Source organism: Dyella sp. CR10, from assembly GCF_055814425.1.
In genome coordinates, this window is the sequence record NZ_CP185986.1 from 3,639,286 (window position 1) to 3,665,733 (window position 26,448).

The window sequence follows — 26,448 nt, forward strand, 5'->3', positions numbered from 1 at the left end:
CACCGGCCGGAAAGCGCCACCGGCGACACAGGCCGGCGCGCGGAAACAGGCTGCATCAGCGAAGCTTCACGCGCCGACGCGACGGGGACATCAATGTCCCGGTGCGTCGTTCCACAGCAGCTTGTGCAGTTGCAGCTGGAAGCGCACCGGCAACTTGTCCGCGATGATCCATTCGGCCAGCTCGCGCGGCTGCATCTTGCCGTGCACGGGCGAGAACAGCACCATGCAGCGCCGGTCGATCGCCTGCTCGACGACCACGCCGCGCGCCCACTCGTAGTCGGCGCGACTGGCAATGACGATCTTGACCTGATCGTGCGGCAGCAGATGGTCGAGGTTCGACCACAGATTGCGCGCACTCTCGCCGGAGTCCGGCGCCTTCAGATCCATTACTTTGCGCACGCGCGGATCGACCGCCGCCACATCGAGCGCACCGGAAGTCTCCAGCGAGACTTCGTAGCCGGCGTCGCACAAGCGCTCCAACAGGATCAGGCAACGCTTCTGCGCCAGCGGTTCGCCGCCGGTCACGCAGACGTGGCGCGCGCCATGCGAGGCCACCTCGGCCAGGATGTCGTCCATGACGCGCCATTGCCCGCCGTAGAACGAATACTCGGTATCGCACCACACGCAACGGAGCGGACAGCCGGTGAGCCGCACGAAGACGGTGCGCCAGCCGATCGCGTCGGCTTCGCCCTGGATCGAATGGAAGATCTCGGTGATGCGCAGGCGTTCGGCCATGTCCGGCGTGGACGTGGTGGGCGCCACGTTCGCGTTGCCCTCGCTCACTGCCGGAACCTCAGTTGGCCGGCTGCAGCTGCAGGCGGCGCAGGCGCTCCTGGGCAAGGCCGGCAGCCTTGGAGCCCGGATACTTGGTGGTCACCGACTTCAGCGTGGCCTTGCCCGCATCGGCCTGTTTGAGTTCCAGCTGGCTGTAGCCGAGCTTGAGCAGCGCATCGGGCGCCTTGTCGCTCTGCGGATATTGCGAAAGCAGGCGCTGGAACGCCTCGACCGCGACACCGTAGTTCGTCGTCACGTAATAGGACTCGCCCAGCCAGTAGAACGCATTGGGCGTCAGCGGGCTGTCCGGATACTGCTGGATGAAACCGCGGAAGGCGCGCGACGCGCCCACGTAGTCGCCGCCGCGCAGCGTCTTGAACGCCGCGTCATAGGCAGCCTGGGCCGCGGCCTGGTCGGCCGGAGCGGCAGCAGGCTTGCCGTCCTTCTCCTTGCCCTTGCTCTTGGCATCCGCCGCGGCTGCGGCAGGAGCTGCCGGTGCGGCATTCGCACTGGCCGCCGGGGCGGGGGCTCCGCCGGCATTGGCATTGGCAGCAGCACTGCTGCCCGCGCCGCTTTCAAGACGACCGATACGCGAATCGAGATCCACGTACTGCGCCTTGTTCTTGTCCTGGGCCTCTTGCAGCTGGTGCTGCAATTCCTCGATCTGGCCTTGCATCTGCCGCACCTGCTGCTGCAGGGCCTGCATCTGATTGACCATGCCGATGCCGCCCTGGTCCTGATTCTGCGCCTGCTGCTCGAGCCGCGCGACGCGATCGGCGAGGCTGAGGCGAGAATCCTGTGCCGGTACGGGACCGGCAAAAAGCATGGCGGACGCGATCGCGCCCGCCATGCCTAGCCTGGCCGTGAAGCTGTTAGCCAGTCGCTTCATGCTTACTTCGCCGTGTAGACGATCTCGACGCGGCGGTTCTTGCCCCAGCAGTCTTCGTTGTGCTCACGGCACACCGGCTTCTCCTTGCCGTAGCTGATCACGTTCAGCTGGCTGGCCGAGCCGCCGGCGGCGGTCAGGGCACTGGAGACTGCGTTGCCGCGGCGCTCGCCGAGGCCGAGGTTGTACTCGCGCGTGCCGCGCTCGTCGGTGTTGCCTTCCAGGCGGACCTGAGCGGTCGGACGATCCTGCAGGTACTTGGCGTGGCACGCCATGATCTGCTGGAACTCCGGCTTGATCTCATCCTTGTCGAAGTCGAAGTACACGACGCGCTGACGCAGGCAGGCGTCACGGTCGAGATCTTCCGGGGTGTACTTGCCCGAGGTCGACGGCTGGGTGGTGGCCACCGGGGTCTGGTCAACCGGCTGCTGCGGCTTGACTTCCTGCTTCTTGGAGCAAGCGGCCGCGCCAACGCAAAGCAGGGCGACCAGGGCGACGCGAACGGTCTTATTCATGGTGAACGTTCCTTCAAACGGGTTTGAGTTCCGACAGTCAATAACGATTGCGGTTACAGGACAGTGATCGCCGGTGGACCGGCTGTTATTGTGACACCTTGGCGCCGACGCCGCGGTTTTCCGCGCCGCCGGCTCCGCCATCCGGACCCGAAGCCCAGTTGGCGACCGGGCCGACGAACGGGTTTTCCCCTTTCGCCGGCCCTGATCTTCGAGGCCTCCGCGCCCTGGGCGCGACCTGGCACTCAACGCTGCCGGTACGGTCCCCAGGAGGGTTCGCGCACATCGCCGTCGGCAAGCACGAGGCGCTGGCGAACCTGTCCATCGGCCGAAACGGCATACAGCACGCCGCGACGTCCTTCGGTAGCGGCATACAGCAGCATGCTGGCGTTGGGCGCGAAGCTCGGGGACTCATCGATCGGGCCCGGCGAGAGGAAACGCACCTGCCCACCCAGACTGCGGTCCATGACCGCGATACGATACACGTTCCCGTTGCCCTGCACCATGGCGACCTGCTTGCCGTCGTAGCTCACGTCGGCGCTCAGGTTGTTCTGCCCCTGGAAGCTGATGCGGTTGGCACCGCCGCCCGACGCGGGCATCTGATAGATCTGCGGACGGCCCGAACGGTCCGAGGTGAAGTAGATGCTCTGGCCGTCCGGCGACCAGACCGGCTCGGTATTGATGGCCAGGGTTTTGGTCAGGCGGGTCTCCTGGCGGCTGGCCACGTCCATCACGTAGATCTCCGGGTTGCCCGAGTAGGACAGGGAGACCGCCAGCTTGCTGCCGTCCGGCGACCAGGCCGGGGCGCTGTTGATGCCGCGCGGACGCGCCGATACCAGCTGGCGCTGACCGGTGGTGATGTCCTGCACATAGATGGCCGAGTTACCGCTCTCGAAGGAGACGTAGGCGATCTTCTTGCCATCCGGCGACCAGTGCGGCGACAGCAGGGACTCGCGCGAGCGAGCCACCACCTGCGGATTGAAGCCGTCCGAATCGGCCACGATCAGCGAATAAGTGGTGTTGTTGCCCAGGCCCACGGCGGTGATGTACGCGATGCGAGTCCAGAACGCGCCGCGCACACCCGTGATCTTTTCGTAGATCTGGTCGGCGATCTGATGGGCCACGCCGCGCAGGTCGCCGGCGGGGGCGGTGAAGGCCTGGGCCAGCAGGCTCTGCTGACGGTTCACGTCCCACAGCTCGTATTCCACCCGCAGCATGCCGCCGCCCGCATCGCTGATGCGGCCGATGGTGAGGAAGTCCTGCTTGAGCAGGCGCCAGGTGGGGAACTTGATGTCCGCACCGCGCGACGGCGTCTCGACGATCTCGCTCTTGGCCAACGAGCGGAATTTGCCCGAGCGGTTGAAATCGTTGCGGATGACGTCCGCGACGTCGGTCGGCAGCGGCGCGCCGCCCGCCTGGGCGAACGGCACCACGGCGATCGGGGTGGCGGTCTTGACGCCGCCGACGATATCGACGTTGAGCGACTGGGCTGCCACCGGACCGACGAATAACGCCGTGACCGCTAACAGGACGAGGGCGAAAACTGAGCTCAATTTGCGCATGGGCTTGGTCACTGCGGCCTGAAGGTAAAGTTGAGGGTGCGCTGGAACACGCTTTCGTAGCCCTTGTAGGGCAACGGCTGGGCGCGCAGCACGGCGTTCTCGATGGAGCGCTTGCCGGCATCGTCGTAAGGACAGCTCGCGTCGACCTTGGCGCTCATCACGTCGCCCCCTGGCAATTGCACGATATGCACGACGCACGGTGTGTTCGGCATGTTATCCGGGCGTGTCCAGTTCTGCGTGACCGCGTTCTGAATTGCAGCCAGGTACTGGCCCAGCAGGCCGGTATCGGGGCCATTGGTGCCGGTCTGGCGCTGCTCGGCATTCGGCAGGTTGGCCTCGCCGTCGTCCTTGGCGTTCTTCAGCTCTTCCAGTTGCTGCTTAGCCTGCTTGGCCTTGTTTTCCAGCTTCTGGCGCTGTATCTCGGCCTTGTCCATCTGAGCGAACAAGTCGTCGAGCTTCTTCTTCTCTTCTTTCTGCTTGGCCGCCTGGGCGTCCAGCTCCGACTGGCGCTGGCGCTGCTTCTCTTCCTGCTCGCGCTTGGCGTCCTCGGCCTTCTGGACGGCATCGGCCACGACTGGCTCCTGGTCCTTGATGTCCGGATGCTCGGGCGGCGGCGGCAGCGTCTTCACCACCGGCGCCTGTTCCTGCGGGGTCGGCGGGGGCACGGTGGGTGGCGGCGGCGTGCTGTCGGGCACCGGCTTGGTCTTCACGGCCTTCGGCGGCGGCGCACCGGTGGGGCCGACCAGGGTCGCCTCGATGATCTGGCCCGGCAGCTCCAGCGGCTTGGCGCAGGCGATCGGGTTCCAGCCCGCCGGCAGGTGCAGGGTCTCGAACAGGCTTTCGTAGAACGAGCACGGCACGATCGCGAGGGCCAGGAAGCCCACGATACCCAGGTGCAAAATGGCGGAAAGAACGACCGCCTTGGGCGTGCCTTTACGGTCTTCCATGCGTCCCGCTCGATTCGGGCTGGCTCATCAGGCCGATCTTGGACACGCCCGCCTCCTGCAGGATCGGCAGGATCAGGTACACCTTGCCGTAATTGGCGCGCTGGTCGCCCGCGACCAGCACCTGCAACTCCGGGTTGGCCTTCTGGAAGGCCGTGATCTTGGCCTTGAAGTCCTCGGCGCTGATCGGCTCACGCTTGGAGCCTTGCATGCTGAGGTAGATCTGGCCGTTCTCGTCGACCGAGACCACCACCGGGTCCTTCTTGTCCTGCAGCGACTTGGCCTTAGTCTGCGGCAGCTGGATGTCCACGCCGAGATTCATCATCGGCGCGGTCACCATGAAGATGATCAACAGCACGAGCATCACGTCGATGTACGGCACGACGTTGATCTCGGACTTGAGCTTGAAGCGCTTGTGGCGCGCGGAACTACGCATGAGGAAGCCCTCGGCTCAGGCCGCGTCGTCGGTCTGGATCTGGCGTTGCAGGACGGAGGAGAACTCCTCCTGGAACACCTCGTAGCGCGAAGCCACGCGATCGACCTTGTTGGCGTAGCGGTTGTAGGCCCACACCGCCGGGATCGCGGCGAACAGACCCATGGCGGTGGCGATCAGCGCCTCGGAGATGTGCGGAGCGACCACAGCAATGGTCACGTCCTTCATCTCGCCCAGACCCTGGAACGCGCCCATGATGCCGATGACCGTGCCGAACAGGCCCACGTAGGGGCTGATCGAACCGACGTTGGCGAGGAACTCCAGGTTGCGCTCCAGGCGCCCGATCTCGCGGGTGCCGGCCACGCGCATGGCGCGCTCGGTGCCATCGATCACCACGCGCATGTCGTGGGTGCGGCGCTGGCGCTGGCGCGCGAATTCGCGGAAGCCGGATTCGAACACGGTCTCCATGCCGCCGCCGCTGGCGTTGCGGCCGCTCACCTCGCGGAACAGCTGGGCCAGGTCGGCACCGGACCAGAAGCGCTCCTCGAAATGCTCCGCCTCGTCCATCGCGGACTTCAGCTGCTGGTGCTTGCGGATGATGATCACCCACGACAGGAAGGAGAACACCAGCAGCACGAGCATCACGAGCTGCACCAGGATGCTCGCTTCCGCGACGAGCTTGAAAATGTTCAGTCCACCGTTCATTGCTTGAGCGTTCTCCGCCGCGGGTTACTTGATTGGGGGTAGGCCGGGAATCAGGTCGGCCGGAATTTGGGTCGGGCGCATGCGGTGGAGATCCACGCAGGCCACGCGCACCTGCGCGCGGATCAGCTCCGTGCCGTCCGCCCGGCTTATCGTCTGGCCGAAAAGGATACTGGCTGCACGGCGCTCTTTGACCTCGACCGTCACGCTCAGTTCATCGTCCAGCACGGCAGCCCTGAGGAAATCCAGGTGCATCTCGCGCACCAGGAAGGCCAGCCCGGTGTCCGCCTTGACGGCTGACTGGTCGATGCCCTTGCCCCGCAGCCATTCGGTGCGGGCGCGCTCCATGAAGCGCAGATAGCTGGCGTGGTAGACCACGCCGCCGGCATCGGTGTCTTCCCAATAGACGCGAACCGGCCAGCGGAAGCTGTCCGGGACCGGAGCGAGCGGCGTTTCAGACATCGGTATCGTCCGTGGAGAACAGGTCGGCCGGCTGCGGCTGGCGTGGCGGCGGAGTAAGGCCCAGATGGCGCCAGGCCTTGGCGCTGGCCATGCGGCCGCGCGCCGAGCGGACCAGGAAGCCCTGCTGGATCAGGTAAGGTTCGACCACGTCTTCGAGCGTGCCGCGGTCTTCGCTGAGCGCTGCCGCCAGGGATTCCACGCCCACCGGACCGCCATCGAAGTTCTCGATGATGGTGATCAGCAGGCGGCGATCCAGCTCGTCGAAGCCCTCGGGGTCGACCTTGAGCATCTCCATCGCTGCCTGAGCGGCGGCGAGCGTGATCTGGCCGCCAGCGCGGACTTCGGCGTAGTCGCGCACACGGCGCAACAGGCGGTTGGCGATGCGCGGCGTGCCGCGTGAGCGACGCGCGATCTCGTGCGCACCCTCCGCTTCGCATGGGATGCCCAGGATCCGCGCCGAACGGCGCACGATCGCGGACAGCTCGTCGGGCGTATAGAACTCCAGGCGCTGCACGATGCCGAAGCGGTCACGCAGCGGCGCGGTCAGCAGGCCGGCGCGGGTGGTGGCACCGATGAGGGTAAAGGGAGGCAGATCCAGCTTGATCGAGCGGGCCGCCGGGCCTTCGCCGATCATGATGTCGATCTGGAAATCCTCCATCGCCGGATACAGCACCTCTTCGACCACGGGAGACAGGCGATGGATCTCGTCCACGAACAGCACGTCGTGGGGCTCGAGGTTGGTCAGCAGCGCGGCCAGGTCGCCGGCGCGCTCCAGCACCGGGCCCGAAGTGGAGCGCACATTAACGCCCAGCTCGTTGGCGATCACATGCGACAGCGTGGTCTTGCCCAGGCCCGGCGGACCGAAGATCAGCACGTGGTCCAGCGCGCCGCCGCGCTTGCGTGCGGCCTCGATATAGATCGACAGCTGTTCCCGCACCGCCTGCTGGCCGAGATACTCCGCCAGCCGCTTGGGACGGATGGAAGCCTCCAGGGCCTCGTCGTCCAGCTGGGCGGCGGACGTGATGATGCGGTGCTCGGCCATCGGGCGGGATAAGGAATGGGGGCGGGAATCGGTGGCGCGCGGCGCCGTCGGCGCATTCTACCCGTTCCCTCCCCTATTCCCTACCGCCGCGCGGCTTCCGGGCCGTAGGGCCCGGAGGCTCAGATCTCCACCTGTGCGCCCAGCTCGATCAGCCGATTGCCGGGAATCTGGAAGAAGGCCGTCGCCGGCAGCGCGTTGCGGGCCATGAAGGCGAACAGCTTGTCACGCCATAGCGCCATGCCCGGCCGGCGCTCGTCCGCGATGATGGTCTCGCGCGACAGGAAGAAGGTGGTGTCCATCATGTCGAAGGCCAGGCCGGCCTTCGAACAGCGCGACAAGGCCTGCGGGATGTTCGGGTCCTCGGCGAAGCCGAAGCGCAACTCCAGGCCGTAGAAATCGCCGCCCAGCGACGAAATCTGGATGCGCTCGTCAGCATCCGCCACCGGCGTTTCCAGCATCTCCACGGTCAACAGCACGTTGCGCTCGTGCAGCACCTTGTTGTGCTTGAGGTTGTGCAGCAGCGCATGCGGCACCGCGTGCTGGTTGGCGGTAAGAAACACGGCCGTGCCGGGCACGCGCAGCGGCGGATGCTCGCTGACGTTCTCGATGAAGGGTTCCAGCGCCAGGCCCGACTGCTTGATCTCGCGCACCACCAGCTCGCGACCGCGGCGCCAGGTGGTCATCACGATGAACACGGCCACGCCCAGCACCAGCGGGAACCAGCCGCCGTACTCGATCTTGATCACGTTGGCGCTGAGGAACGACAGGTCGATCGTCAACAGCAGCACGCCGGCGAATGCGACGGTGAGGCGGCTCCAGTGCCACTGGTATCGGGCCACCACCAGGGCCAGGATGGTGGTCACCGTCATGGTGCCGGTCACCGCGATACCGTAGGCCGCGCTCAGGTTCTCCGAGCTGCGGAAGCCCAGTACCGCGATCAGCACCATCACCAGCAGAAAGCTGTTGACCCACGGCACGAAGATCTGGCCGGACATCTCGCGCGAGGTGTGCACGATCGGCATGCGCAGGGAGTAGCCCAGCGACATCGCCTCGCGCGTCATCGAGAAGGCGCCGGAGATCACCGCCTGCGACGCGATCACCGTGGCGATGGTGGCCAGGCCGATCATCGGGTACAGCATGATCTTCGGCACCAGCTTGAAGAACGGGTTGTCGATCGCGTCCGGATGATCCAGCAGCAGCGCGCCCTGGCCGAAGTAATTCAACACCAGTGCCGGCAGCACGAAACTGAACCAGGCCAGGCGAATGGGCTTCTTGCCGAAGTGGCCCATGTCCGCATAGAGCGCCTCGGCGCCGGTCAGCGCCAGCACCACGCCACCCAGCGCGATGAAGGCCTGCATGCCGTGGGTCATGAAGAACTTCACGCCGTACATCGGGTTCAGCGCCAGCAGTACGTGCGGGTTCTGGGCGATCATGCTCACGCCCAGCGCGGCGATCACCAGGAACCAGATCACCATCACCGGCCCGAACAGCTTGCCCACCCGCTCGGTGCCATGCCGCTGCAACGCGAACAGCAGGAACAGGATCACCACCGAGGTCACCGGCACCACCCAGTGCGGCAGGTCAGGCACGGCCACCTTCATACCTTCCACTGCGGACAGCACCGAGATGGCCGGGGTGATCACGCCGTCGCCATAGAACAGCGCCGCCCCGAAGATGCCCAGAATGGCCAGGATCCAGCGCATGCGCGCATCGCCGCGCGCGCTGCGCAGGGCCAGCGCGAGCAGGGCCATGATGCCGCCCTCGCCCTTGTTGTCCGCACGCATGATGAAGACCACGTACTTCAACGAGACCACGATGATCTGCGCCCAGAAGATCAACGACAGCACGCCGAAGATGCTTTCCGGCGTGGGATGCATGTCGTCGTGGCTGAGCGTCGTCTGCAGCGTGTACAGCGGGCTGGTGCCGATGTCGCCGTAGACCACGCCGACCGCGCCCAGCGCGAGGGCGGCGAGGCGGCGCTTGGTGTCGGCATCGACGCCGTGCAGGGTGTCCTGACTCACTGGCTCAAGCTCCTAATGCGGCGCGCAGCGCCTTGCGGATAATGGCCTCGGCGCTGTCGCCCTCGGCGGCGACCTTCTGCACCAGCCGCGTGACTTCGGCAGGCTTGTAGCCAAGCTGCTGCAAGGCCACCGTGGCCTCGCCGGCGGGATCCAGCGGCGCACCTGCGCCCTTGCCGATCGCGCCGGGCAGGCTCACGGCCAGCCCGTCCACGCGGTCGCGCAGTTCCACCACCATGCGTTCGGCGGTCTTCTTGCCGATGCCGGGGATCTTGGTCAGCGCGACCACGTCGCCGGCCTGTACCAGCCGCGCGAAATCGTTGGTGGACACACCGGACAGCACCGACAGCGCGATCTTCGCGCCGATCCCGCTGACTTTCTGCAGATTGCGGAACAGCGCGCGCTCGGCCTCATGCAGAAAACCGTACAGCGCGACGCTGTCTTCCTTCACCGCGTAGTGCGTAAGCAGGGTCACTTCCTTGCCGGTGGGCGGCAGGTCGTAGATGGTGGACATCGGCGCCTCGAGCTCGTAGCCGACGCCCCCCACTTCGACCAGCAGCCACGGCGGCTGCTTGGAGACCAGCACTCCACGCAGGCGGCCGATCATCGGCGCCTCCAGGCAGTGCGGGGGATGCCGACGCGGGCGAGGCTCGCGCGGGTATGCGCGTGGGTCACGGCGATCGCCAGCGCGTCCGCGGCATCTGCCTGCAGAGGGCCCTTCAGGCCGAGCAATACGCCGATCATGTGCTGCACCTGGGTCTTGTCGCTGCGGCCACTGCCGACCACCGACTGCTTCACTTCCGTCGCCGCATATTCGTGCACCGCGATTCCCCGGCTGACTACCGCGCAGATCGCGGCCCCCCTCGCCTGCCCAAGCTTCAGGGCCGAATCGGCGTTGCGCGCCATGAACACGCGTTCGATGCCGCATTCATCCGGCCGATGGGCGGCGATGATGTCACACAGCTCGTCAAATATGCGTTTCAGACGGAGCGGAAAACTGGCCTCGCCCGCCACCGCCAGCGCGCCGTGGAATACGTGCGACAGCTTGCCCGCCGCATCCACGTCGATGATGCCCACACCGGTGCGCTGACTGCCCGGGTCGATGCCGATGATGCGGGTCATGGCGATGGCGTGACCACCGGCCGCCCGAGGGCGGCACGCGGCCTCACTCGTCTTCCGCGTCGTGCGGCAGCACGGCGTTGTGGTAGACCTCGTCCACGTCATCCAGGCCGTTGAGGCGTTCGAGCAGCTTCTCGAACTGCTCCAGCGCTTCGCCGGTGGGCGTCACCAGCGGTCCGTTCGGGCGCATCACCACGTCCGAGCTATCCACTTCGAAACCGGCCGCGACGATGGCCTTGCGCATGGCTTCGACCGCGATCGGGTCGGCAGCGAGCAGCACGGTGCCGACACCGTTCTCGATCACGATGTCTTCGGCGTTGTTCTCGATCGCCGACTCTTCCAGCTTCACCTCGAGCTCCGCATTGCCGCCGGTGTGCACCACCACCTGACCCACGCGGGTGAACTGGAACGCCACCGAATTGGTGGTGCCCATGTTGCCGCCGGTCTTGTTGAGCGCAGCGCGCACGTCGGCCACGGTGCGGGTCTGGTTGTCGGTGACGCAGTCGATGATCAGCGCGGTGCCGGCCGGGCCATAGCCCTCGTAGCGCACCTCGTGCATGTCGGCGCCGCCTTCGGCACCCGAGCCACGCTTGATCGCGCGCTCGATGGTGTCCTTGGTCATATTGGCCGCCAGGGCCTTGTCGACCGCCGCGCGCAGGCGCGGATTGCCGGCCGGGTCGGGCACGCCACCGCGCGTGGCGATGGTGATTTCGCGGATCAGCTTGGTGAACACCTTGGCGCGCTTGGCGTCTTCGGCATTCTTGCGACCTTCGATGGACGGGCCTCTACCCATGGCGTGTTCCTGGCTGCGATGCGTGCGGAAAGGGGCGGATTTTATCCCTTCCGCCCGGCGAACTGGCAAGGCGACCACTTCCGGGGCGCGGCGTCATGCCGCAGAGGCAGGCCCGACTCAGGCTGCGGGCGGGCCGAACCGGCCTTGCCTCAGGAAACAGGCGATCTGGCGTCCGGTCTCGGCGGAGAACAGCAATCCGGTGTGGTTGGCCTCGACCAGGCAGTGATCGGCGATGCCGGGCAACCGCGTCTCGGCTACTGCCACGGTACCGTCATGTTCGCCGTCAAGCTGCCCCAGCACGCGCCCCAGCCCGATCGGCAGGCGTCCGGCGATCACGCCGACTTCGCGCTTGCCGGTCCATTGGTCGAAGCCATATTCGAGCAGGGCGCGGTTGTGCCCGAGCAGCACGCCGCCACCGCGCCCCAGCGTGGCGAACGCGCGCGCCGCGGCACTGCCTTTGAGCGGCGAACCCAGGCAGACGATGCGTCCGCCCGGCAGGTCGCCGTCATCCACGCAGGCGCGCAGCGCCAGCAGGCCGCCGAGGCTGTGACCGACCAGATGCACCGGCCCGCCGTCAGGCGCCACCGTACGCATGCGCGCCTGCAGGCGCGCGATGGTCTGCTCCTGGGCGGCGGCCACGCTCATGTAGTCGAAGCGGTGCACGCGAAAGCCCGCTTCCATCAGGCGCCGGTGCAGCATGAGCAGCGCGAAGCCGCGCATCCACAGGCCATGCAGCAGGATCACGTGGTCGGTCATCAGGGACGGCGCGTCTTCAGAGCAGCGGGTTCCACAACAAAGAACGGCACGATAAACGGGGCCGCCGTCGCGGCGCCGCCCCGCCCATCACATATCCTCAAGACCGCAAAAACACTCAGCCGTTCGACGGCTCCACCGCCACCTTCACGTGCAGCTCCTTGAGCTGCACCTCCGGCACCGCCGACGGCGCATCCGTCATCAGGTCCTGCGCGCTGGTGGTCTTGGGGAAGGCGATCACGTCGCGGATCGATTCGGTGCCGGCCATCAGCGCCGCAATGCGGTCGATACCGAAGGCCAGGCCGCCATGCGGCGGCGCGCCGAATTTCAGCGCCTTGAGCAGGAAGCCGAACTTGGCTTCCGCTTCGTCCGGACCGATACCGAGCAGATCGAACACCGCGCTCTGCATGTCCGGCCGGTGGATACGGATGGAGCCGCCGCCGATCTCGTTGCCGTTGAGCACCATGTCATAGCCGCGGCTCACCGCGATCGCCGCGTTGGCGCGCAGATCGGCGATGTCGTCCACTTTCGGCGCGGTGAAGGGATGATGGAGCGCGACGAAGCGCTGCTCTTCCTCATCGTACTCGAACATCGGGAAGTCGGTGACCCACAGCGGCTTCCAGGCGTTCTCCACCATGCCGCGGTCCTTGCCGACCTTCAGGCGCAGCGCGCCCATGAAGTCGGTGACCGTCTTCCACTTGCCGGCGCCGACGAACACGATGTCGCCGTTCTGCGCGCCGGTGGCCTTGAGCATGGCCGTCAGCGCGGCATCGTCGAGAAATTTCGCCACCGGCGAATTGACGCCTTCGCGGCCCTTGGCCAGGTCGTCGATCTTGATCCACGCCAGCCCCTTGGCGCCGTACTTGGCGACGTACTCGGTCAGCTGGTCGATGTCCTTGCGGCTCAGCGCCGCGCCGTCCGGCAGGCGCAGCGCGGCCACGCGGCCGGACGGGTCGTTGGCCGGCTCGGCGAATACCTTGAACTCGACGTGCCTGAGCGCCTCGGCGACGTCGACCAACTCCAGCGCGATGCGCAGGTCCGGCTTGTCCGAGCCGAAGCGGCGCATGGCTTCGGCCCAGGTCATGCGCGGGAAGGTGGCGTCCAGCTCCACGCCCTGCACTTCCTGGAACACGTGGCGGATCAGCTCCTCCACGAAGTCCTGCACGTCCTTCTCTTCGACGAAGGCGAACTCGAGGTCGAGCTGGGTGAACTCCGGCTGCCGGTCGGCACGCAGGTCTTCGTCGCGGAAGCAGCGGGCGATCTGATAGTAGCGATCGAAGCCGGCCATCATCAGGATCTGCTTGAACAGCTGCGGCGACTGCGGCAACGCGTAGAACTGGCCCGCATGCACGCGGCTGGGCACCAGGTAGTCGCGCGCGCCCTCGGGCGTGGCCTTGGTGAGGATGGGCGTTTCGATGTCCTGGAAGCCGCGCGCGTCGAGATAACGGCGCAGCGCCTGTACCAGCTTGATGCGGGTGCGCATCATGCGCTGCATTTCCGGGCGGCGCAGGTCGAGGTAGCGGTAGGTCATCCGCATGTCCTCGTTGGGATTCTCGTGCAGCGCGAACGGCAGGTCCTTCGCGGCATTGAGGATTTCCACCTGGTCGGCCAGCAGTTCCACCGTACCGGTCTTGAGCTTGTCGTTGGCCGACAGGCGCTTGCGGATCGTGCCGGTCACGCGCAGGCAGTACTCGTAGCCGATCTCGCCGGCCACCGCGAACGCCGCGGCGTTGTCGCGCTCCACCACCACCTGAGCGATGCCCTCGTGGTCGCGCAGGTCGACGAAGGCGACGTGGCTTTGCAGGCGGAGGGTATTGACCCAGCCGCACAGGGTGACGGTCTGACCGATCAGCGCCTCGTCGATGAGGCCGCAGTAATGCGTGCGCATGCGCTTGAAACTCCGGGCCGCTTGGCGGCGTGATGCGTGAAAAGACCCGGAATGGTAACAGGGAGGGGCCGCGGCGCGCGCACAGGGAGACCGTCGCGACAGGGCGGAACCGGGACGCCCGCGACGATCCCGGCCCCGCCCGTGCCAATGCTTACCAGCGGCGATCCACCTGGAAGATGGCACGGCAGCCCTGATCCACCCAGATGCCGCGGCGATCCGTACCCCAGCTGTAGCCTTCCACGCAGCGCGAATCGGACAAACGCCGCACCAGCCTCACGCTGGCACCGCGCCCCAGATCCACCGGACACACCTGATAGCGCCCGCTGTTGCTGTCGCAGCGCACTTCGAATGGACGCCCCGCACCGGGGCCACCGCCCCAGCCCGGACCCTGGCCGGGATAGGGATAGCCGCCATCGTTCCAGCCCGGAGGACGCCCGCCGCCCCAGCCGCCACGCGCCGGGCCGAAGTTGGCGCGGCAGCCGCGATCGACCCATACGCTGCCCCGGTCGTTGCCCCAGGTCTGGCCGTACACGCAGCGGGTATCGGACACCTGCTTGACTAGCTGCGATTCGGGCCAGGGCGTGCGGCAGCGGACGAAACGGCTATCCGTGCTGGCGCAATAAACCGTCTGGCTACGGTCGTCCCAGCTCTGCGCGTGGACCACCGGCGCGCTCACGCCCCATCCGGCGACGATCACGGCCATCGCCCCTATTCCCTTGCTGATAGCGCTCATTGGATGCCTGTCCGATAGATATAAAAAGAAGGCGCCGCTCAGCGGCGACGTTCGACCTGAAAGATAGCTCGGCAACCCTGGTCGACCCAGATGCCGCGGCGGTCCCAGCCCCAGCTGTCGTCTTCCACGCAGCGAGAGTTGGACAGCTTGCGCGACATCCACACGTTGCCATCGCGCCCGATGCCCACCGGGCAGACCTGTTGCTCGCCGTGGTTGCTCTCGCAGCGCACTTCGACCGTTTCGACGTTGCCGCGGTCGTCATCGTCATCGTCGTCATCGTCATCGCGGCCACGCCCGCGCCAGCCGCCGCGCCCCGGACCGAAATTGGCGCGGCAGCCGCCGTCCACCCAGATGCTGTAGCGGCCATTGCTGCCCCAGTTCCGGCCTTCCACGCAACGGGTATTGGAAACCTGCTTGACCAGCGCCGACTCTTCCCACGGCGTCCGGCAATCGGACCGGCGGCCGTCGTTGCTGGCGCAATACACGGTCTGGCTGTTCTCGTCCCAGCTCTGGGCACGGACTGGCGACACCCCCGCCGACGCCCAGCCGGCGGCCACCAGGACGACCGCGAACATCCCCCTGCCGATAGCGCTCATCGCTTTCCACCCTGTGTTGAGGTGGGAGCCAAGCTAGCTCAGCCAGGGCAACGGCGATTGAATATCTTGCGATCTATCCGCAAGGAATTCACGGGCAGTCGCCCGGGGTTCAGTCGCCGCCCGAAGCCGCGGGAGCGTGGGCGGGAGCAGGTGCCGGCGCGCTGCCACCGCCGTCGCCGGCCAGGTTGCGCTTCTTGTCGCCGTCTTTCTTGAAGTCGGTCTCATACCAGCCGCCGCCGGCCAGGCGGAACTGCGGGGCGCTCACCCGGCGCTGCACCTTGTCCTGCACCGCGCACTCGGGGCACACGGAAGGATCGGGGTCGGACAGCTTCTGCAGCCGGTCGAAACGGTGACCGCAGCCGCTGCATTCGAATTCATAGATAGGCATGGTGACTCCGTCGTTCGGGCCGGCGCGGGCGCCGGCAACCCGCCATTATCGAGCCGAACCGGCCGATTTCAACGCCCCGGAGGGCTCTCGGGAGGCGGCCTCCGGGGCCTGGAGCCCGGCCATGGCGTGGGTTGCCACAGCTCGCCGGACACCGAAAAACCCGTCCAGATAAAACAGACTTGGACGTCTATACGGCTATTGACGCGGCATTCCGGCGAGGTCTAGCCTGCGATTGCTGCACTACAGCACGCATATTCTTAGATGGGGAGAACCGATGCACCAGCCTTACCGCAAGCTCGCGTACGCACTGTTGCTGGCCTTGTCGGCCGGCGCCGCCGGCGCACAGGACGCCGCGCCCGCCCCCGATAAAGCCAAGAACCTCGGCGAGGTGATCGTCACCGGCACACGCGCCGACAACCGTACCGAAAGCAGCTCGCTGACACCGATCGACGTGGTCTCGACCAAGGTGTTGCAGCAGACCGGCACCGCCGAACTGTCCACCGCGCTGGCGCGCATCATCCCCTCGCTCACCTTCCCGCGCCCCGCGGCGGCGGATACCGCCGATTCGCAGCGCCCCGCGCAGCTGCGTGGCCTCTCCCCCGACCAGGTGCTGGTGCTGGTCAACGGCAAGCGCTGGCATCCCGGCGCGATCATCCTCACCAACGGCGTGCTCGGCCGCGGTTCGCAGGCGGTGGATCTCAACACCATCCCGATGGCGGCGATCGACCATATCGAAGTGCTGCGCGACGGCGCTTCGGCGCAATACGGCTCAGACGCCATCGCCGGCGTCATCAACATCGTGCTGAAAAAGGGCGCCGAGGGCGGCTCGGTCGAACTGAGCGGCGGCCAGTACTCCGCCGGCGACGGCCGGCAATGGCAGGGCGCGGCCAGTTTCGGCTTGCCGCTCAACAACGACCAGGGCTGGCTGCGCTTCACCGTGCAGAACGGCCACCAGGACTACACCAACCGCTCGATGCCCAATCGCACCCGCGCGTGGGAAGGCACCACCCAGCGCTTCGGCGATCCCGAAGTGGGCGACCACAACCTGTTCCTCAACGGTCAGTACAACCTCACCCCGTCGGTGGAGCTGTACGCCTTCGGCCACGTGGGCAAGCGCGACAGCACCTCGCCGGCATTCTTCCGCAATCTCGCCAACAGCAACTCGGTGCCGTCGTTGTATCCCAACGGCTACCTGCCGCTGGAGAACGCCGATTCGCTGGATCGTTCACTCGTGCTGGGCATCCGCGGCAAGACAGCTGGCGGCTGGCGCTGGGACGTCAGCGCGAACTACGGCGGCAACCGCGTCTCCTACGCCACGCAAAACAGCGTGAACCGGGCCTTCCTGCACGACTTCGGCTATAGCCCGACGCGCTTCCACGACGGCATTCTCTCGGCCAACCAGCAGTCTCTCGATGTGGATCTCGCCAAAGAGTTCTCCACCAGCTGGTTGCCCAACCCGGTGACGCTGGCGTTCGGCGCGGAGTACCTGCGCCAGAGCTACAAGATCGATGCAGGCGATCTGCCTTCGTACTACACGGGCACCTCCGGCGTGTCCGGTGGCGCGCAGGGCTTCGGCGGTTTTCAGCCCGCCAATGCCGGCTCGCACTCCCGGCACGACGTGGCCGAATACGTCAGCCTGGAAACCAACCTCACCGACAAGCTCGGCACCTCGCTGGCCGTGCGCCATGAGGACTACACCGATTTCGGCAACACCACCTCCGGCTCGCTGGCCCTGCGCTACGACTTCACCGATCGCTTCGCCCTGCGCGGCAGCGCCTCCACCGGCTTCCGCGCACCGTCGCTGGCACAGCAGAACTATTCGTACATTTCCTCGCTGTACTACGGCGCCGGCAATTCGCTGGGCCTGCCGCCCGGCATCTACAACACCGGCATCGTGCCTTCCACCAGCAAGGTCGCCACGCTGCTCGGCGGCGAGCCGCTGAAACCGGAGAAGTCGCGCAACTTCACCGTGGGTGCAGTGTGGAATCCGATCGACCCGCTGAACCTCAGCCTCGATCTCTACCAGATCACCATCGACAACCGCATCGTGCTGTCCAGCAACCTCGCCACCAGCTCGGCGAAGGTGCAGAGCTATCTGGCCGCCAACGGCATCACCGGCCTCAATTACAGCGGCATCGCCTACTTCACCAATGCGGTGAACACGCGCACACGCGGCGTCGACCTGGTCGGCAGCTACTTGTTCGACCTGGGCAACGCCGGCACGCTGCAGACCACGCTGAGCTACAACTACAACAAGAACAAGGTCACCGACGTCAAAGCCAATCCCGCGGCGCTCGCCGCGCTCGGCCTCAACCTCAAGCGTATCGACCGCCGCGACCAGTACGGCCTGCTGGCCGATACCACGCCGCGCAGCAAGCTGATCCTCAGCAGCCTGTACAACGTCGACCACTGGAGCGTGAGCGGCACGCTTACCCGCTACGGCAAGTTCACGTCGTACAACTCGACCAGCGCGGCGCTGGACCAGAGCTTCGACGCGAAGTGGCTGCTCGACCTGGCGGTGAACTACAACCTCGACCGCTGGACCTTCACCCTCGGCGCGGACAACGTGTTCGACACCCATCCGGATCGCGTCATCCCCGCCAACGACAACAACGGCACCCTGCCCTATTCGGTGTTCTCGCCGTTCGGCTTCAACGGCGCCTACGTGTACGGCAAGCTGGCCTATCGCTGGTAACGACCGTCGGCGGCGGACGCCTCAGGCGTTCGCCGCCGACACCACGAGCACGGCCACCTCGGTCAGTTCGGCCAATGCGCCGCAGGTATCGCCGGTCATGCCGCCCAGGCGTTGAAGGCAGGCGCGCCGCCAAGCCGTGAACAGCACCATGGCGACAGCCAGGGCTTCGATGCCACGCAGGCCGAAACACAGGCATCCCACGGCCACCAGCGCCAACACTGTCGCGCACACCACGCGGGGCGCCCCGACCAGCGCTTCACCCAGGCCGCCAGCGCGCGCATAAGGCAACGCGAGAAACGCCGCCACCAGCACCGCACGCCCCAGCACTGGTGCCAGCCACAGTCCAGGCCACGCCGGTGCGCTGGCCAGTGCCGCGAACTTCAGCAGCAGCACCAGCATCAGCGCGACCACGCCCATCGGACCGCACGTCGGATCCTTCATGATCGCCAGCGTGCGCGCGCGATCGCCCATGCCACCGACCCACGCATCGGCGCTGTCGGCCAGTCCGTCCAGATGCAGCGCACCGGTCAGTGCCACCCATGCGGCGAGCACCAGCGCCGCGGCCAGCAACGGTGGCCAGCCGTGCACGGCCCAGGCCAATCCGCTCAACAGCGCTCCGAGCAACAAACCGACCGCCGGATACCACGCCAGCGAACGCGTGCGTGCCGCGGCATCGGCCAACGCCGTCGCCGGCACCGGCAGGCGCGTAAGGAACCCGATGGCGGCCAGCAGTCCGCGCATCAGGCCGCCGGCTCCGGCAGCCGCCAGGCAATGGGATGCAGCGACGCATGCGGCACGTCGATACCGGCCATGTCACCGTATGCGCGCCCTTCCACCAGGCAGCGCAGCAGGCGGATCGCACCACCATGCGTCACGACCAGCACCGGCCGGCCTCGTACTTCGCGCGCGACGTCGTCCAGTGCCGCGGCGAGGCGATCGCGAAACTGCGCGAACGTTTCCGCGCCCGGCGGCGGGTGCGCCACCGGATCGGCCCAGAAGCGAGCCAGCGCATCACCCTGGGTCTGCGCGATGTCTTCGATCGGCACGCCTTGCCAGGCTCCGAAGTGATACTCGGCCAGGCGCGCATCGATGCTCAGCGGCACACCGCGTGCCGCCGCCAGTTCGCGCGCGAAGTCCGCGCAACGCCGCAACGAAGACGACACCACCGCATCCCATTGCCGCTGTGCCACCGCAGCACGCAGCTGCGTCCAGCCCAGCGCGCTCAAGGGGTCGTCGAGCTGCCCTCGGTAACTGCGCTGTCCGGTGTCGCCATGCCGCAGCAGATCGATCGATGCGCTCATGCCTCCGATACCCCGGCCTGTTCGAACGTCGCCATGCCACCATGCAATGCGCAGGCGAGGCGCAGCAGCGGCAGCGCGAGTGCCGCGCCGCTCGCTTCGCCCAGGCGCAAGCGCAGATCGAGCAGCGGCTCCGCATCGAGCGCGCGCAGCAGGCTGGCATGACCGCGCTCGTGTGAGCGATGCGAGAACAGCATCCATGCGCGGCTGCCGGGTTGCAGCCTTGTCGCCGCCAATGCGGCGACAGTCGCGATGAAACCGTCCACCAGCACCGGCAGGCCCAGCTGCGCCGCGGCGATGTACGCACCGGCCAGCGCGGCGATCTCGAACCCGCCCACGCAGCGCAGCCAATCCAGCGCCGTCGCTGCCTCGCCATGCAAGGCCAAAGCGCTTGCGATCGCGCGGCGCTTGCGCGCCAAACCCTCTTCATCGACGCCGGTTCCCGCGCCAGTGAGAACCTCGGGCGGCTCGCCCAGCAGCGCGCAAGCCAGCGCCGCCGCTGCGGTGGTATTGCCGATGCCCATCTCGCCGCCGATGAACAGTTGCGCCTGCGCCGCATGTGCGGCTCGTGCACTGACGGCACCGGCCGCCAGCGCCATCTCCAGCTGCTCTGTCGTCATGGCCGCCTCCACCACGAAGTTGGCGGTCTGCGCCGCGATGATCGCCCGCCGCACGCCGGGAAGGTCGCCCGGATCGTTGACCGTGCCCAGGTTCACCACTTCCAGCGATGCGCCCAGCTCTCGCGCGAGCACGCTGATCGCCGCGCCGCCGGCGGCGAAATTGCGCACCATCTCGCCCGTCACCGCCTGCGGGAACGCGGACACGCCCTCGCCGGCCACGCCATGATCGGCGGCAAAGACGCTGATCCATACGCGCTCCAGCCCCGGTCGCGGCGTGCCTTGCAACGCGGCCAGGCGTACGGCGGCGTCCTCCAGCACACCCAGCGAGCCGGGCGGCTTGGTCAGCCGCGCCTGATGCGCGCGCGCCGCCGCGAAGGCGACTTCATCCACGGCGCGGCAGGACGCGCGCCACCAGGGCTTACTCATGGCAGATCTCCCTTGAGGGCCAGCGGCAAGCCTGCCGCGATGAACAACACGCGCTCGCAACGCGCCGCGAGGGACTGATGCAAGCGGCCGGCTTCGTCGACGAAACGACGACTGAGTTCGCCCAGCGGCACCACGCCGAGGCCGACTTCGTTACTCACCAGAATCACCGTGCCGGATAGCGCCGGCAGTACATCGAGCAAGGCTGTGCGCTCACGCATGAAGCACTCGCCATCCTCGTGGCCGAGCAGGTTGCTCAGCCATAGCGTGAGGCAATCCACCAGCACACAGCGGTCGGGGCGTGCATGCGCGCGCAAAGCCCCAGCCAGTGCGTGCGGTTCTTCAATGCTCAACCAGTGCGCGGGACGTTGTGCGCGGTGGTGGGCGATGCGCGCCGTCATCTCGCCGTCCAGCGCCTGCGCGGTGGCGATGTAGATCACCTCCTTGCCGGTCGCCGTCGCCATGCGTTCAGCCAGCGCGCTCTTGCCCGAGCGGGCACCGCCGAGGATCAGGCTGCGCACGGTGCGACTCCCAGCCACACGGCGAGACGGGCCGTATCCAGATGTGTTTCCACGGCATCGGCCAGGCGTTCCAGGCTCGCTTCGCGCAGCGCACGCACATCCACTGCTTCGGCGTCGCGCAGCCCGGCCCAGTGCAGCAACGCCGCCTGGGCCGATGGCTCGTCGAACAGGCCATGCAGATAGCTGCCGATGATCTGGCCGTCCGCCGATACCGCGCCATCCGCACGGCCGTCGTCGAGCCGACACAACGGCTGTCCCAGCGCGTCGCCGCGGGAGCGGCCGCAGTGAATCTCGTAGCCCTCCACCCCCGCGTCGTCGAACGCCAGCCGCCCGCGCACGCGATGAAGCTGTTTCTCGGCTTCCAGCGTGGTTTCCAGATCGAGCAGGTTCAACCCGGGACTGGAACCGGGCACACCCTCGATGCCGAGCGGATCGTGCACAGCGCGCCCCAGCATCTGGAAGCCGCCGCAGATGCCGGCGACCCGGCCGCCATAGCGCAGATGCCTGGTGATGGCCTCTTCCCAGCCATGGGCTCGCAGCCAGGCCAGGTCCGCACGAGTCGCCTTCGAACCCGGCAGGATGATCAGATCGCACGGCGGCGGCGCCTGGCCCGGCCCGACCAGACGTACATCCACCTGCGGGTGCGCGCGCAGCGCGTCGAAGTCGGTGTGGTTGCTGATGCGCGGCAGTGCCGGCACGGCGATGCGCAGAGCCGCATCGTCGCGCCCCGCATCGCGGGGCAACGCGTCCTCCGCTTCCAGATGCAGCCCGTGCAGATACGGCAGCACGCCGAGCACTGGCTTGCCCGTCTCCCTTTCCAGCCAGTCCAGCCCCGGCTGCAGCAGTGCAAGGTCGCCGCGGAAGCGGTTGATCACGAAACCCGCGACGCGTGCGCGCTCGCTCGGCGAAAGCAATGCCAGCGTACCGACCAGATGTGCGAACACGCCGCCGCGATCGATGTCCGCCACCAGCAGTACCGGGCAATCGACCGCCTCGGCGTAGCCCATGTTGGCGATGTCGCGGTCGCGCAGATTGATCTCGGCCGGACTGCCCGCGCCTTCCACCACCACCGCGTCGTAGCGCTGAACCAGCCGGCCATGCGCGGCGAGCACGGCATCCATGGCGATGCGCTTGTAAGCGTGATAGTCGCGTGCATCCATGCTGCCCACGGCGCGACCCTGCACGATCACCTGCGCGCCGATATCCGAGTTCGGCTTCAGCAGCACCGGGTTGAAATCGGTATGCGGCGCCACGCCGGCCGCCTGCGCCTGCACCGCCTGCGCCCGCCCGATCTCACCGCCATCCGCCGTCACCGCCGAGTTCAGCGCCATGTTCTGCGGCTTGAACGGCGCCACCGCCATGCCGCGACGATGCAACCAGCGGCACAGCGCGGCCACCAGTGTGCTCTTGCCCGCATCGGACGTGCAGCCTTGAACCATCAGTACGCGAGCGCTCATGGCGCGGCCTCCGCTGTCGTCGGTGCGCATTCGCTCAAGCTTGCCAGTGCAGCCTCCAGGCGCGCGAACGCCGCGTCGTCGCCCGGCAGGCCGAAGCGCAGGCTGGCCGGCTCGTCGAACAGGCGCACCAGTACGCCTTGCCGCGCCAGTGCGCGGTACAGCTGCGGCGCTCGCCGATCGAGACACCAGTGGAAGAACGCACAGCTCGCGCTCGGTGCGAGCCCGTACCGTTCCAGCAATGCCGCGAGCCTCGCACTGGTCATCCGCAGACGCTCGCGTTGCGCCGCCTGCCAGGCGCGATCGGCCAGTGCCAGCGCGAGCACGTGACGGGTCGGGCCGCTCAGCGTCCACGGCCCGAGCCGTTCGCGCAGCGCGGCCAGCAGCGCCGGGTCGGCGCTCACGAACCCCGCGCGCGCGCCAGCCAGGCCGAAGAATTTGCCCACCGAACGCAGCACGATCAGCCCCGGCCGCGCCGGCACCACGCAGAGACTTCGCTCGGGCGTGGCATCGATGAACGCCTCGTCCACTACCAGCCAGCCGCCGCGTCGCGCGAGCGCATCGTGCAAGGCGAGCAGATCGCGCCTCTCGAAACGCTCGCCGCCGGGATTGTTGGGATGGATCAGCACGATCACGTCATAGAGCGGCGCCTGCGCGAACAGCGCTTCGGCATCACGACATTCGACCGCGTGCCCGGCGCGCCGCCACGCCTGCGCGTGCTCGGCATAACCCGGCGCCAGCACGCCGACGCGCGAGCGATCGCGCAGCGCGGGCAGCGTCTGGATCGCGGCCTGCGAACCGGCAACAGGCAACCATGCGTCCTGGCCGTAATAAGCGCGCGCCGCGTCGATCAGATCATCCTCGTCTTCCGGCAGGCGATGCCATGCGGCCGCCGGCACCGGCGGCACGGGCCAGGCGAACGGACTGACGCCGGTGGACAAGTCGAGCCATGCCGCCGGCGCGATGCCGAACTCGCGCGCCGCGCGCCGCAACCTTCCGCCATGTTCAAGCATGCGAGTACCCCCGGTACAACCAGGCCACGATCCAGGCGACGACCAGCCACAGCACGACGCCGTTGCGCACCAGCCGCACCGCACGGCGGATCGTGTCTGCGCTTGGCGCGCCGCCCATTCCCAGCACCGGCCGCTCCTCCCACACGCCTTCGTAGGGCGCCGCGCCGCCGAGCTGTACGGCAAGCGCCCCCGCACCGGCCGCCATGACCGGCCCTGCGTTCGGGCTGTCCCAGGCGCGCGCCTGCATACGCCAGCAGCGCCACCCGGTCCGGGCGTGCCCGAGCACGACATAAGTCAGCGCGGTCAGGCGCGCAGGTACCGCATTGAGCACATCGTCCGTGCGCGCCGCCATCCAGCCGAAGCGGCCATAGCGCGCGTTGCGATAACCCCACATCGCGTCCAGCGTGTTCACGAGGCGGTACAGCACCGCCCCGGGCGCGCCCAGCAGCGCGAACCAGAACAACGCGCCGAATACCGCGTCGCTACCGTTCTCGAGCACCGACTCGGTTGCCGCCGCGGCGACCTGGCGCGCATCGAGCCTGTCGGTGTCGCGACTGACCATGCGCCCCACCGCCGCGCGCGCCGCGGCCAGGTCGCCTTGCTCCAACGCCGCGGCGACCGGCAGCGCATGCTCGCCGAGGCTGCGATGGCCAACCGCGAGATAGAGCGCGCCGACGCCGAAAGCCAGCTCGCCGGACGGAAGCCCCTGGAGCAGCACTGTGCACAACCAGGCCACGCCGGCGAACGGCAGCACCGCCAGGCACCAGGCGATAGCGCCCGCACCCCGCGCATCGCGATAGACGAACCGCTCCACCCGCTGCGCCCACCGCCCGAAGGCCACCAGCGGATGCGCGCGCCGCGGTTCGCCCAGCACTGCGTCCAGCAGCATGGCGAGCGTCAGCGCGAGCGCGCCGCTCATGGCAGGAACAGCCGCAGTGCCGCGTCCGGTGCGGAAGGGAAATAGACATGCACGAAGCTGGCCGTCAGCCGCTGCCGCCGATACACCGCTTCGCTCGCCGGTCCGCCGTCGGGATTGGCGGCGTAGGCGAGCACAGGTGCGTCGATCTCGGCGTGAGCGTAGTGGAAGGTGTGCCCGCGCAGCGTTCCTTCCGGCAGAGCCACCGATTGCATTCCCAGCCCGGCGAGCCGCTTGCGCACGACCGCCCAGCCGCGCAGCAATCCGGCCATCGAATGCGCATCGCCCTCACTCGCGGCCAGCGCATCGAGCAGGCTCAGCATGCCACCGCATTCGGCCAGCAGCGGTTTGCCCGCATCGACATGCGCGCGCAGCGCGGCATGCAGATCGGTCCGCTGCGCCAGGCGCGACAGGTGCAGTTCCGGATAGCCGCCCGGCAGCCACACCGCATCGCAATCGGGCAGCGCTTCGCCGGCCAGCGGCGAGAACCAGCACAGCGCCGCGCCAGCCTGCGTCAGGACGTCGAGATTGGCCGGATAGAGGAAACAGAATGCATCGTCTCGCGCGATGGCGATGCGGCGTCCACGCAACAACTGCGGCACCGCGGGTGCCGTCGCCGCGGCGAATGCGACCGGCGGCGGCAGCCTGACCGCGCCATCGGCCTCCACCGCGTCGGCCAGCGCATCGAGCCGCGCGTCCAGGTCATTCAACTCATCCGCCACCACCAGCCCGAGGTGGCGCTCGGGCAAAGCCAGCGCAGGATCGCGCGGCAGCGCGCCGAACCAATGCAGATCCGGCGGCAGGCTGCCGGCCAGCAGTTGCGCATGGTAGGCGCCGCCGATGCGGTTGGCCGCCACGCCGTGTACCCGCAATCCGTCGCGATAACGCGCCAGCCCGGTGGCGACGGCACCAAACGTCTGCGCCATGGCCGAGCCGTCGATCACGGCGAGCACGGGCAGGCCCAGGCGCTGGGCGAGATCGGCGCTGGATGTGCCGCCGTCGAACAACCCCATCACGCCTTCCACGAGAATCAGGTCGGCCTCGCCCGCTGCCGCGTATAGCCGCGAGCGCACGTCGTCTTCGCCGCCCATCCACAGATCGAGCTGGTACACCGGCGCGCCACTGGCACGCGCCAGCACCATCGGGTCGAGGAAATCCGGGCCGGTCTTGAACACGCGTACACGCCGGCCGCGCCGTGCATGGGCGCGCGCCAGCGCGGCGGTGAAGGACGTCTTGCCCTGGCCGGACGCCGGCGCGGAGACCAGCAGCGCCGGTGCGTGGCGCACGGCACTCACAGCTCGATCCCCTTCTGCGCCCGAATGCCGGCAGCGAACGCATGCTTGACCAGGCGCATCTCGGTCACCGTATCGGCGACCGCCACCAGCGCGTCCGGCGCGCCGCGTCCGGTGATCACCACATGCTGCCGCTCCGGCCGCGCCGCCAGCGCCGGCAGCACCTGCTCCAGCGTCACGTACTGCTTGACCAGGGCGATGTTGAGCTCGTCCAGCAGCACGAAGTCATGACGCTCGTCCGCCAGCATCCGCGCAGCGATGTTCCAGGCGGCCTGCGCCGCGGCGATGTCGCGCGCCTTGTCCTGCGTCTCCCAGGTGAAGCCCTCGCCCATCACGTGATAGTCGAGCATGTCCGGGAAGCGGCGGAAGAATGCTTCTTCGCCGGTGGAAAAACTGCCCTTGATGAACTGCACTACGCCGCAGTGGAACCCGTGGCCGAGCGAGCGCGCCAACATGCCGAAACCGGATGAGCTCTTGCCCTTGCCGTTGCCGGTGTTCACCACCAGCACGCCACGGTCGATGGTGGCGCGAGCGATCTTGCGATCGACCAGCTCCTTCTTGCGCTGCATGCGCTCGCGATGGCGCAGCACCTCCGGCGGCGTCGCGTCCAT

The 26,448-nt window shown here is 67.6% G+C and carries 28 protein-coding genes; 1 reads left to right on the plus strand and 27 read right to left on the minus strand.

The window, feature by feature from the left end:
* Positions 1-90: 90 nt before the first annotated feature.
* From queE to ACNR9O_RS16540, 18 genes are all read right to left on the minus strand, one after another.
* Entirely contained in the window at positions 91-735 is a 645-nt protein-coding gene (gene queE / locus ACNR9O_RS16455; protein ID WP_473700800.1) for a 7-carboxy-7-deazaguanine synthase QueE, read from the minus strand.
* Positions 736-793: 58 nt separating this feature from the next.
* A complete protein-coding gene (gene ybgF, locus ACNR9O_RS16460) occupies positions 794-1,663 on the minus strand; it encodes a tol-pal system protein YbgF (protein WP_473686893.1) in 870 nt (289 codons plus the stop codon).
* 2 nt (positions 1,664-1,665) lie between these two features.
* Positions 1,666-2,175, minus strand: coding sequence for a peptidoglycan-associated lipoprotein Pal (gene pal, locus ACNR9O_RS16465; protein WP_473686891.1), 510 nt, complete (start codon positions 2,173-2,175; stop codon positions 1,666-1,668).
* Positions 2,176-2,417: 242 nt separating this feature from the next.
* Positions 2,418-3,734: a Tol-Pal system beta propeller repeat protein TolB gene (gene tolB, locus ACNR9O_RS16470; RefSeq protein ID WP_473686889.1), complete on the minus strand. Its 1,317-nt coding sequence runs from the start codon at positions 3,732-3,734 to the stop codon at positions 2,418-2,420.
* Between the two features lie 8 nt (positions 3,735-3,742).
* Positions 3,743-4,681, minus strand: coding sequence for a cell envelope integrity TolA family protein (locus ACNR9O_RS16475; protein ID WP_473686887.1), 939 nt, complete (start codon positions 4,679-4,681; stop codon positions 3,743-3,745).
* Positions 4,668-5,114 carry a protein TolR gene (tolR, locus tag ACNR9O_RS16480; RefSeq protein ID WP_473686885.1) on the minus strand — a complete coding sequence of 149 codons (447 nt, stop codon included), beginning with the start codon at positions 5,112-5,114 and terminating at the stop codon, positions 4,668-4,670. The genes ACNR9O_RS16475 and tolR overlap by 14 nt, the downstream gene beginning before the upstream one ends.
* A gap of 15 nt (positions 5,115-5,129) precedes the next feature.
* Positions 5,130-5,816 (minus strand): protein TolQ, encoded by a 687-nt coding sequence (gene tolQ, locus ACNR9O_RS16485; RefSeq protein ID WP_473686883.1) that lies wholly within the window; start codon positions 5,814-5,816, stop codon positions 5,130-5,132.
* A 24-nt stretch (positions 5,817-5,840) separates the two neighbouring features.
* Positions 5,841-6,275, minus strand: a complete 435-nt coding sequence (gene ybgC, locus ACNR9O_RS16490; protein ID WP_473686881.1) for a tol-pal system-associated acyl-CoA thioesterase — start codon at positions 6,273-6,275, stop codon at positions 5,841-5,843.
* The gene (gene ruvB / locus ACNR9O_RS16495; protein ID WP_473686879.1) at positions 6,268-7,317 is read right to left on the minus strand and encodes a Holliday junction branch migration DNA helicase RuvB; all 1,050 of its coding nucleotides are present in this window, start codon (positions 7,315-7,317) and stop codon (positions 6,268-6,270) included. The genes ybgC and ruvB overlap by 8 nt, the downstream gene beginning before the upstream one ends.
* Before the next feature lie 119 nt (positions 7,318-7,436).
* Complete coding sequence (locus ACNR9O_RS16500) at positions 7,437-9,338, minus strand: potassium transporter Kup (protein ID WP_473686876.1); 1,902 nt, start codon at positions 9,336-9,338, stop codon at positions 7,437-7,439.
* A 4-nt stretch (positions 9,339-9,342) separates the two neighbouring features.
* Entirely contained in the window at positions 9,343-9,942 is a 600-nt protein-coding gene (gene ruvA / locus ACNR9O_RS16505; protein WP_473686874.1) for a Holliday junction branch migration protein RuvA, read from the minus strand.
* Positions 9,939-10,457, minus strand: a complete 519-nt coding sequence (ruvC, locus tag ACNR9O_RS16510) for a crossover junction endodeoxyribonuclease RuvC (RefSeq protein ID WP_473686872.1) — start codon at positions 10,455-10,457, stop codon at positions 9,939-9,941. The genes ruvA and ruvC overlap by 4 nt, the downstream gene beginning before the upstream one ends.
* Positions 10,458-10,500: 43 nt before the next feature.
* On the minus strand, positions 10,501-11,247 hold the full coding sequence (locus ACNR9O_RS16515) for a YebC/PmpR family DNA-binding transcriptional regulator (protein WP_473686870.1): 747 nt from the start codon (positions 11,245-11,247) through the stop codon (positions 10,501-10,503).
* Positions 11,248-11,364: 117 nt separating this feature from the next.
* Positions 11,365-12,003, minus strand: a complete 639-nt coding sequence (locus ACNR9O_RS16520) for an esterase/lipase family protein (RefSeq protein WP_473686868.1) — start codon at positions 12,001-12,003, stop codon at positions 11,365-11,367.
* A 115-nt stretch (positions 12,004-12,118) separates the two neighbouring features.
* Complete coding sequence (gene aspS, locus ACNR9O_RS16525; RefSeq protein ID WP_473686866.1) at positions 12,119-13,888, minus strand: aspartate--tRNA ligase; 1,770 nt, start codon at positions 13,886-13,888, stop codon at positions 12,119-12,121.
* Between the two features lie 151 nt (positions 13,889-14,039).
* Positions 14,040-14,621 carry a DUF3011 domain-containing protein gene (locus ACNR9O_RS16530; RefSeq protein ID WP_473686864.1) on the minus strand — a complete coding sequence of 194 codons (582 nt, stop codon included), beginning with the start codon at positions 14,619-14,621 and terminating at the stop codon, positions 14,040-14,042.
* A gap of 38 nt (positions 14,622-14,659) precedes the next feature.
* Positions 14,660-15,217 (minus strand): DUF3011 domain-containing protein, encoded by a 558-nt coding sequence (locus tag ACNR9O_RS16535; RefSeq protein ID WP_473686862.1) that lies wholly within the window; start codon positions 15,215-15,217, stop codon positions 14,660-14,662.
* A 109-nt stretch (positions 15,218-15,326) separates the two neighbouring features.
* On the minus strand, positions 15,327-15,605 hold the full coding sequence (locus ACNR9O_RS16540) for an FmdB family zinc ribbon protein (protein WP_473686860.1): 279 nt from the start codon (positions 15,603-15,605) through the stop codon (positions 15,327-15,329).
* Between the two features lie 274 nt (positions 15,606-15,879).
* Here ACNR9O_RS16540 and ACNR9O_RS16545 point away from each other — a divergent pair, with 274 nt between their 5' ends.
* Entirely contained in the window at positions 15,880-18,300 is a 2,421-nt protein-coding gene (locus tag ACNR9O_RS16545; protein WP_473686858.1) for a TonB-dependent receptor plug domain-containing protein, read from the plus strand.
* Between the two features lie 21 nt (positions 18,301-18,321).
* On the opposite strand, the gene ACNR9O_RS16550 is transcribed toward ACNR9O_RS16545, so the two are convergent.
* Genes ACNR9O_RS16550 through cobO form a run of 9 tightly spaced genes read right to left on the minus strand, consistent with a single transcriptional unit; the run spans position 18,322 to position 26,448 of the window.
* Positions 18,322-19,044 (minus strand): adenosylcobinamide-GDP ribazoletransferase, encoded by a 723-nt coding sequence (locus ACNR9O_RS16550; protein WP_473700801.1) that lies wholly within the window; start codon positions 19,042-19,044, stop codon positions 18,322-18,324.
* Positions 19,041-19,601 carry a histidine phosphatase family protein gene (locus ACNR9O_RS16555; protein WP_473686854.1) on the minus strand — a complete coding sequence of 187 codons (561 nt, stop codon included), beginning with the start codon at positions 19,599-19,601 and terminating at the stop codon, positions 19,041-19,043. The genes ACNR9O_RS16550 and ACNR9O_RS16555 overlap by 4 nt, the downstream gene beginning before the upstream one ends.
* On the minus strand, positions 19,598-20,644 hold the full coding sequence (gene cobT / locus ACNR9O_RS16560; RefSeq protein ID WP_473686852.1) for a nicotinate-nucleotide--dimethylbenzimidazole phosphoribosyltransferase: 1,047 nt from the start codon (positions 20,642-20,644) through the stop codon (positions 19,598-19,600). The genes ACNR9O_RS16555 and cobT overlap by 4 nt, the downstream gene beginning before the upstream one ends.
* Positions 20,641-21,162, minus strand: coding sequence for a bifunctional adenosylcobinamide kinase/adenosylcobinamide-phosphate guanylyltransferase (cobU, locus tag ACNR9O_RS16565; protein ID WP_473686850.1), 522 nt, complete (start codon positions 21,160-21,162; stop codon positions 20,641-20,643). The genes cobT and cobU overlap by 4 nt, the downstream gene beginning before the upstream one ends.
* The gene (locus ACNR9O_RS16570; protein WP_473686848.1) at positions 21,150-22,619 is read right to left on the minus strand and encodes a cobyric acid synthase; all 1,470 of its coding nucleotides are present in this window, start codon (positions 22,617-22,619) and stop codon (positions 21,150-21,152) included. The genes cobU and ACNR9O_RS16570 overlap by 13 nt, the downstream gene beginning before the upstream one ends.
* A complete protein-coding gene (cobD, locus tag ACNR9O_RS16575; RefSeq protein WP_473686846.1) occupies positions 22,616-23,629 on the minus strand; it encodes a threonine-phosphate decarboxylase CobD in 1,014 nt (337 codons plus the stop codon). The genes ACNR9O_RS16570 and cobD overlap by 4 nt, the downstream gene beginning before the upstream one ends.
* Entirely contained in the window at positions 23,622-24,548 is a 927-nt protein-coding gene (gene cbiB / locus ACNR9O_RS16580) for an adenosylcobinamide-phosphate synthase CbiB (protein WP_473686844.1), read from the minus strand. Before cbiB ends, cobD begins: the two co-directional genes overlap by 8 nt.
* Complete coding sequence (locus ACNR9O_RS16585) at positions 24,545-25,840, minus strand: cobyrinate a,c-diamide synthase (protein ID WP_473686842.1); 1,296 nt, start codon at positions 25,838-25,840, stop codon at positions 24,545-24,547. The genes cbiB and ACNR9O_RS16585 overlap by 4 nt, the downstream gene beginning before the upstream one ends.
* On the minus strand, positions 25,837-26,448 hold the full coding sequence (gene cobO / locus ACNR9O_RS16590) for a cob(I)yrinic acid a,c-diamide adenosyltransferase (protein WP_473700802.1): 612 nt from the start codon (positions 26,446-26,448) through the stop codon (positions 25,837-25,839). Before cobO ends, ACNR9O_RS16585 begins: the two co-directional genes overlap by 4 nt.

Bases quoted from the DNA above. Each gene is read 5' to 3' on its own strand.
- tolQ (WP_473686883.1), bottom strand. From the start codon at position 5,816: ATGAACGGTGGACTGAACATTTTCAAGCTCGTCGCGGAAGCGAGCATC.
- ybgC (WP_473686881.1), bottom strand. From the start codon at position 6,275: ATGTCTGAAACGCCGCTCGCTCCGGTCCCGGACAGCTTCCGCTGGCCG.
- ybgF (WP_473686893.1), bottom strand. From the start codon at position 1,663: ATGAAGCGACTGGCTAACAGCTTCACGGCCAGGCTAGGCATGGCGGGC.
- ACNR9O_RS16520 (WP_473686868.1), bottom strand. From the start codon at position 12,003: ATGACCGACCACGTGATCCTGCTGCATGGCCTGTGGATGCGCGGCTTC.
- ACNR9O_RS16530 (WP_473686864.1), bottom strand. From the start codon at position 14,621: ATGAGCGCTATCAGCAAGGGAATAGGGGCGATGGCCGTGATCGTCGCC.
- aspS (WP_473686866.1), bottom strand. From the start codon at position 13,888: ATGCGCACGCATTACTGCGGCCTCATCGACGAGGCGCTGATCGGTCAG.
- cobO (WP_473700802.1), bottom strand. From the start codon at position 26,448: ATGGACGCGACGCCGCCGGAGGTGCTGCGCCATCGCGAGCGCATGCAG.
- ACNR9O_RS16555 (WP_473686854.1), bottom strand. From the start codon at position 19,601: ATGAGCGCATCGATCGATCTGCTGCGGCATGGCGACACCGGACAGCGC.
- queE (WP_473700800.1), bottom strand. From the start codon at position 735: ATGGCCGAACGCCTGCGCATCACCGAGATCTTCCATTCGATCCAGGGC.
- ACNR9O_RS16515 (WP_473686870.1), bottom strand. From the start codon at position 11,247: ATGGGTAGAGGCCCGTCCATCGAAGGTCGCAAGAATGCCGAAGACGCC.
- cbiB (WP_473686844.1), bottom strand. From the start codon at position 24,548: ATGAGCGGCGCGCTCGCGCTGACGCTCGCCATGCTGCTGGACGCAGTG.
- ACNR9O_RS16570 (WP_473686848.1), bottom strand. From the start codon at position 22,619: ATGAGCGCTCGCGTACTGATGGTTCAAGGCTGCACGTCCGATGCGGGC.
- pal (WP_473686891.1), bottom strand. From the start codon at position 2,175: ATGAATAAGACCGTTCGCGTCGCCCTGGTCGCCCTGCTTTGCGTTGGC.
- ruvC (WP_473686872.1), bottom strand. From the start codon at position 10,457: ATGACCCGCATCATCGGCATCGACCCGGGCAGTCAGCGCACCGGTGTG.
- tolR (WP_473686885.1), bottom strand. From the start codon at position 5,114: ATGCGTAGTTCCGCGCGCCACAAGCGCTTCAAGCTCAAGTCCGAGATC.
- ACNR9O_RS16545 (WP_473686858.1), top strand. From the start codon at position 15,880: ATGCACCAGCCTTACCGCAAGCTCGCGTACGCACTGTTGCTGGCCTTG.
- ACNR9O_RS16535 (WP_473686862.1), bottom strand. From the start codon at position 15,217: ATGAGCGCTATCGGCAGGGGGATGTTCGCGGTCGTCCTGGTGGCCGCC.
- cobD (WP_473686846.1), bottom strand. From the start codon at position 23,629: ATGCTTGAACATGGCGGAAGGTTGCGGCGCGCGGCGCGCGAGTTCGGC.
- tolB (WP_473686889.1), bottom strand. From the start codon at position 3,734: ATGCGCAAATTGAGCTCAGTTTTCGCCCTCGTCCTGTTAGCGGTCACG.
- ACNR9O_RS16475 (WP_473686887.1), bottom strand. From the start codon at position 4,681: ATGGAAGACCGTAAAGGCACGCCCAAGGCGGTCGTTCTTTCCGCCATT.
- ruvB (WP_473686879.1), bottom strand. From the start codon at position 7,317: ATGGCCGAGCACCGCATCATCACGTCCGCCGCCCAGCTGGACGACGAG.
- ACNR9O_RS16540 (WP_473686860.1), bottom strand. From the start codon at position 15,605: ATGCCTATCTATGAATTCGAATGCAGCGGCTGCGGTCACCGTTTCGAC.
- cobT (WP_473686852.1), bottom strand. From the start codon at position 20,644: ATGAGTAAGCCCTGGTGGCGCGCGTCCTGCCGCGCCGTGGATGAAGTC.
- ruvA (WP_473686874.1), bottom strand. From the start codon at position 9,942: ATGATCGGCCGCCTGCGTGGAGTGCTGGTCTCCAAGCAGCCGCCGTGG.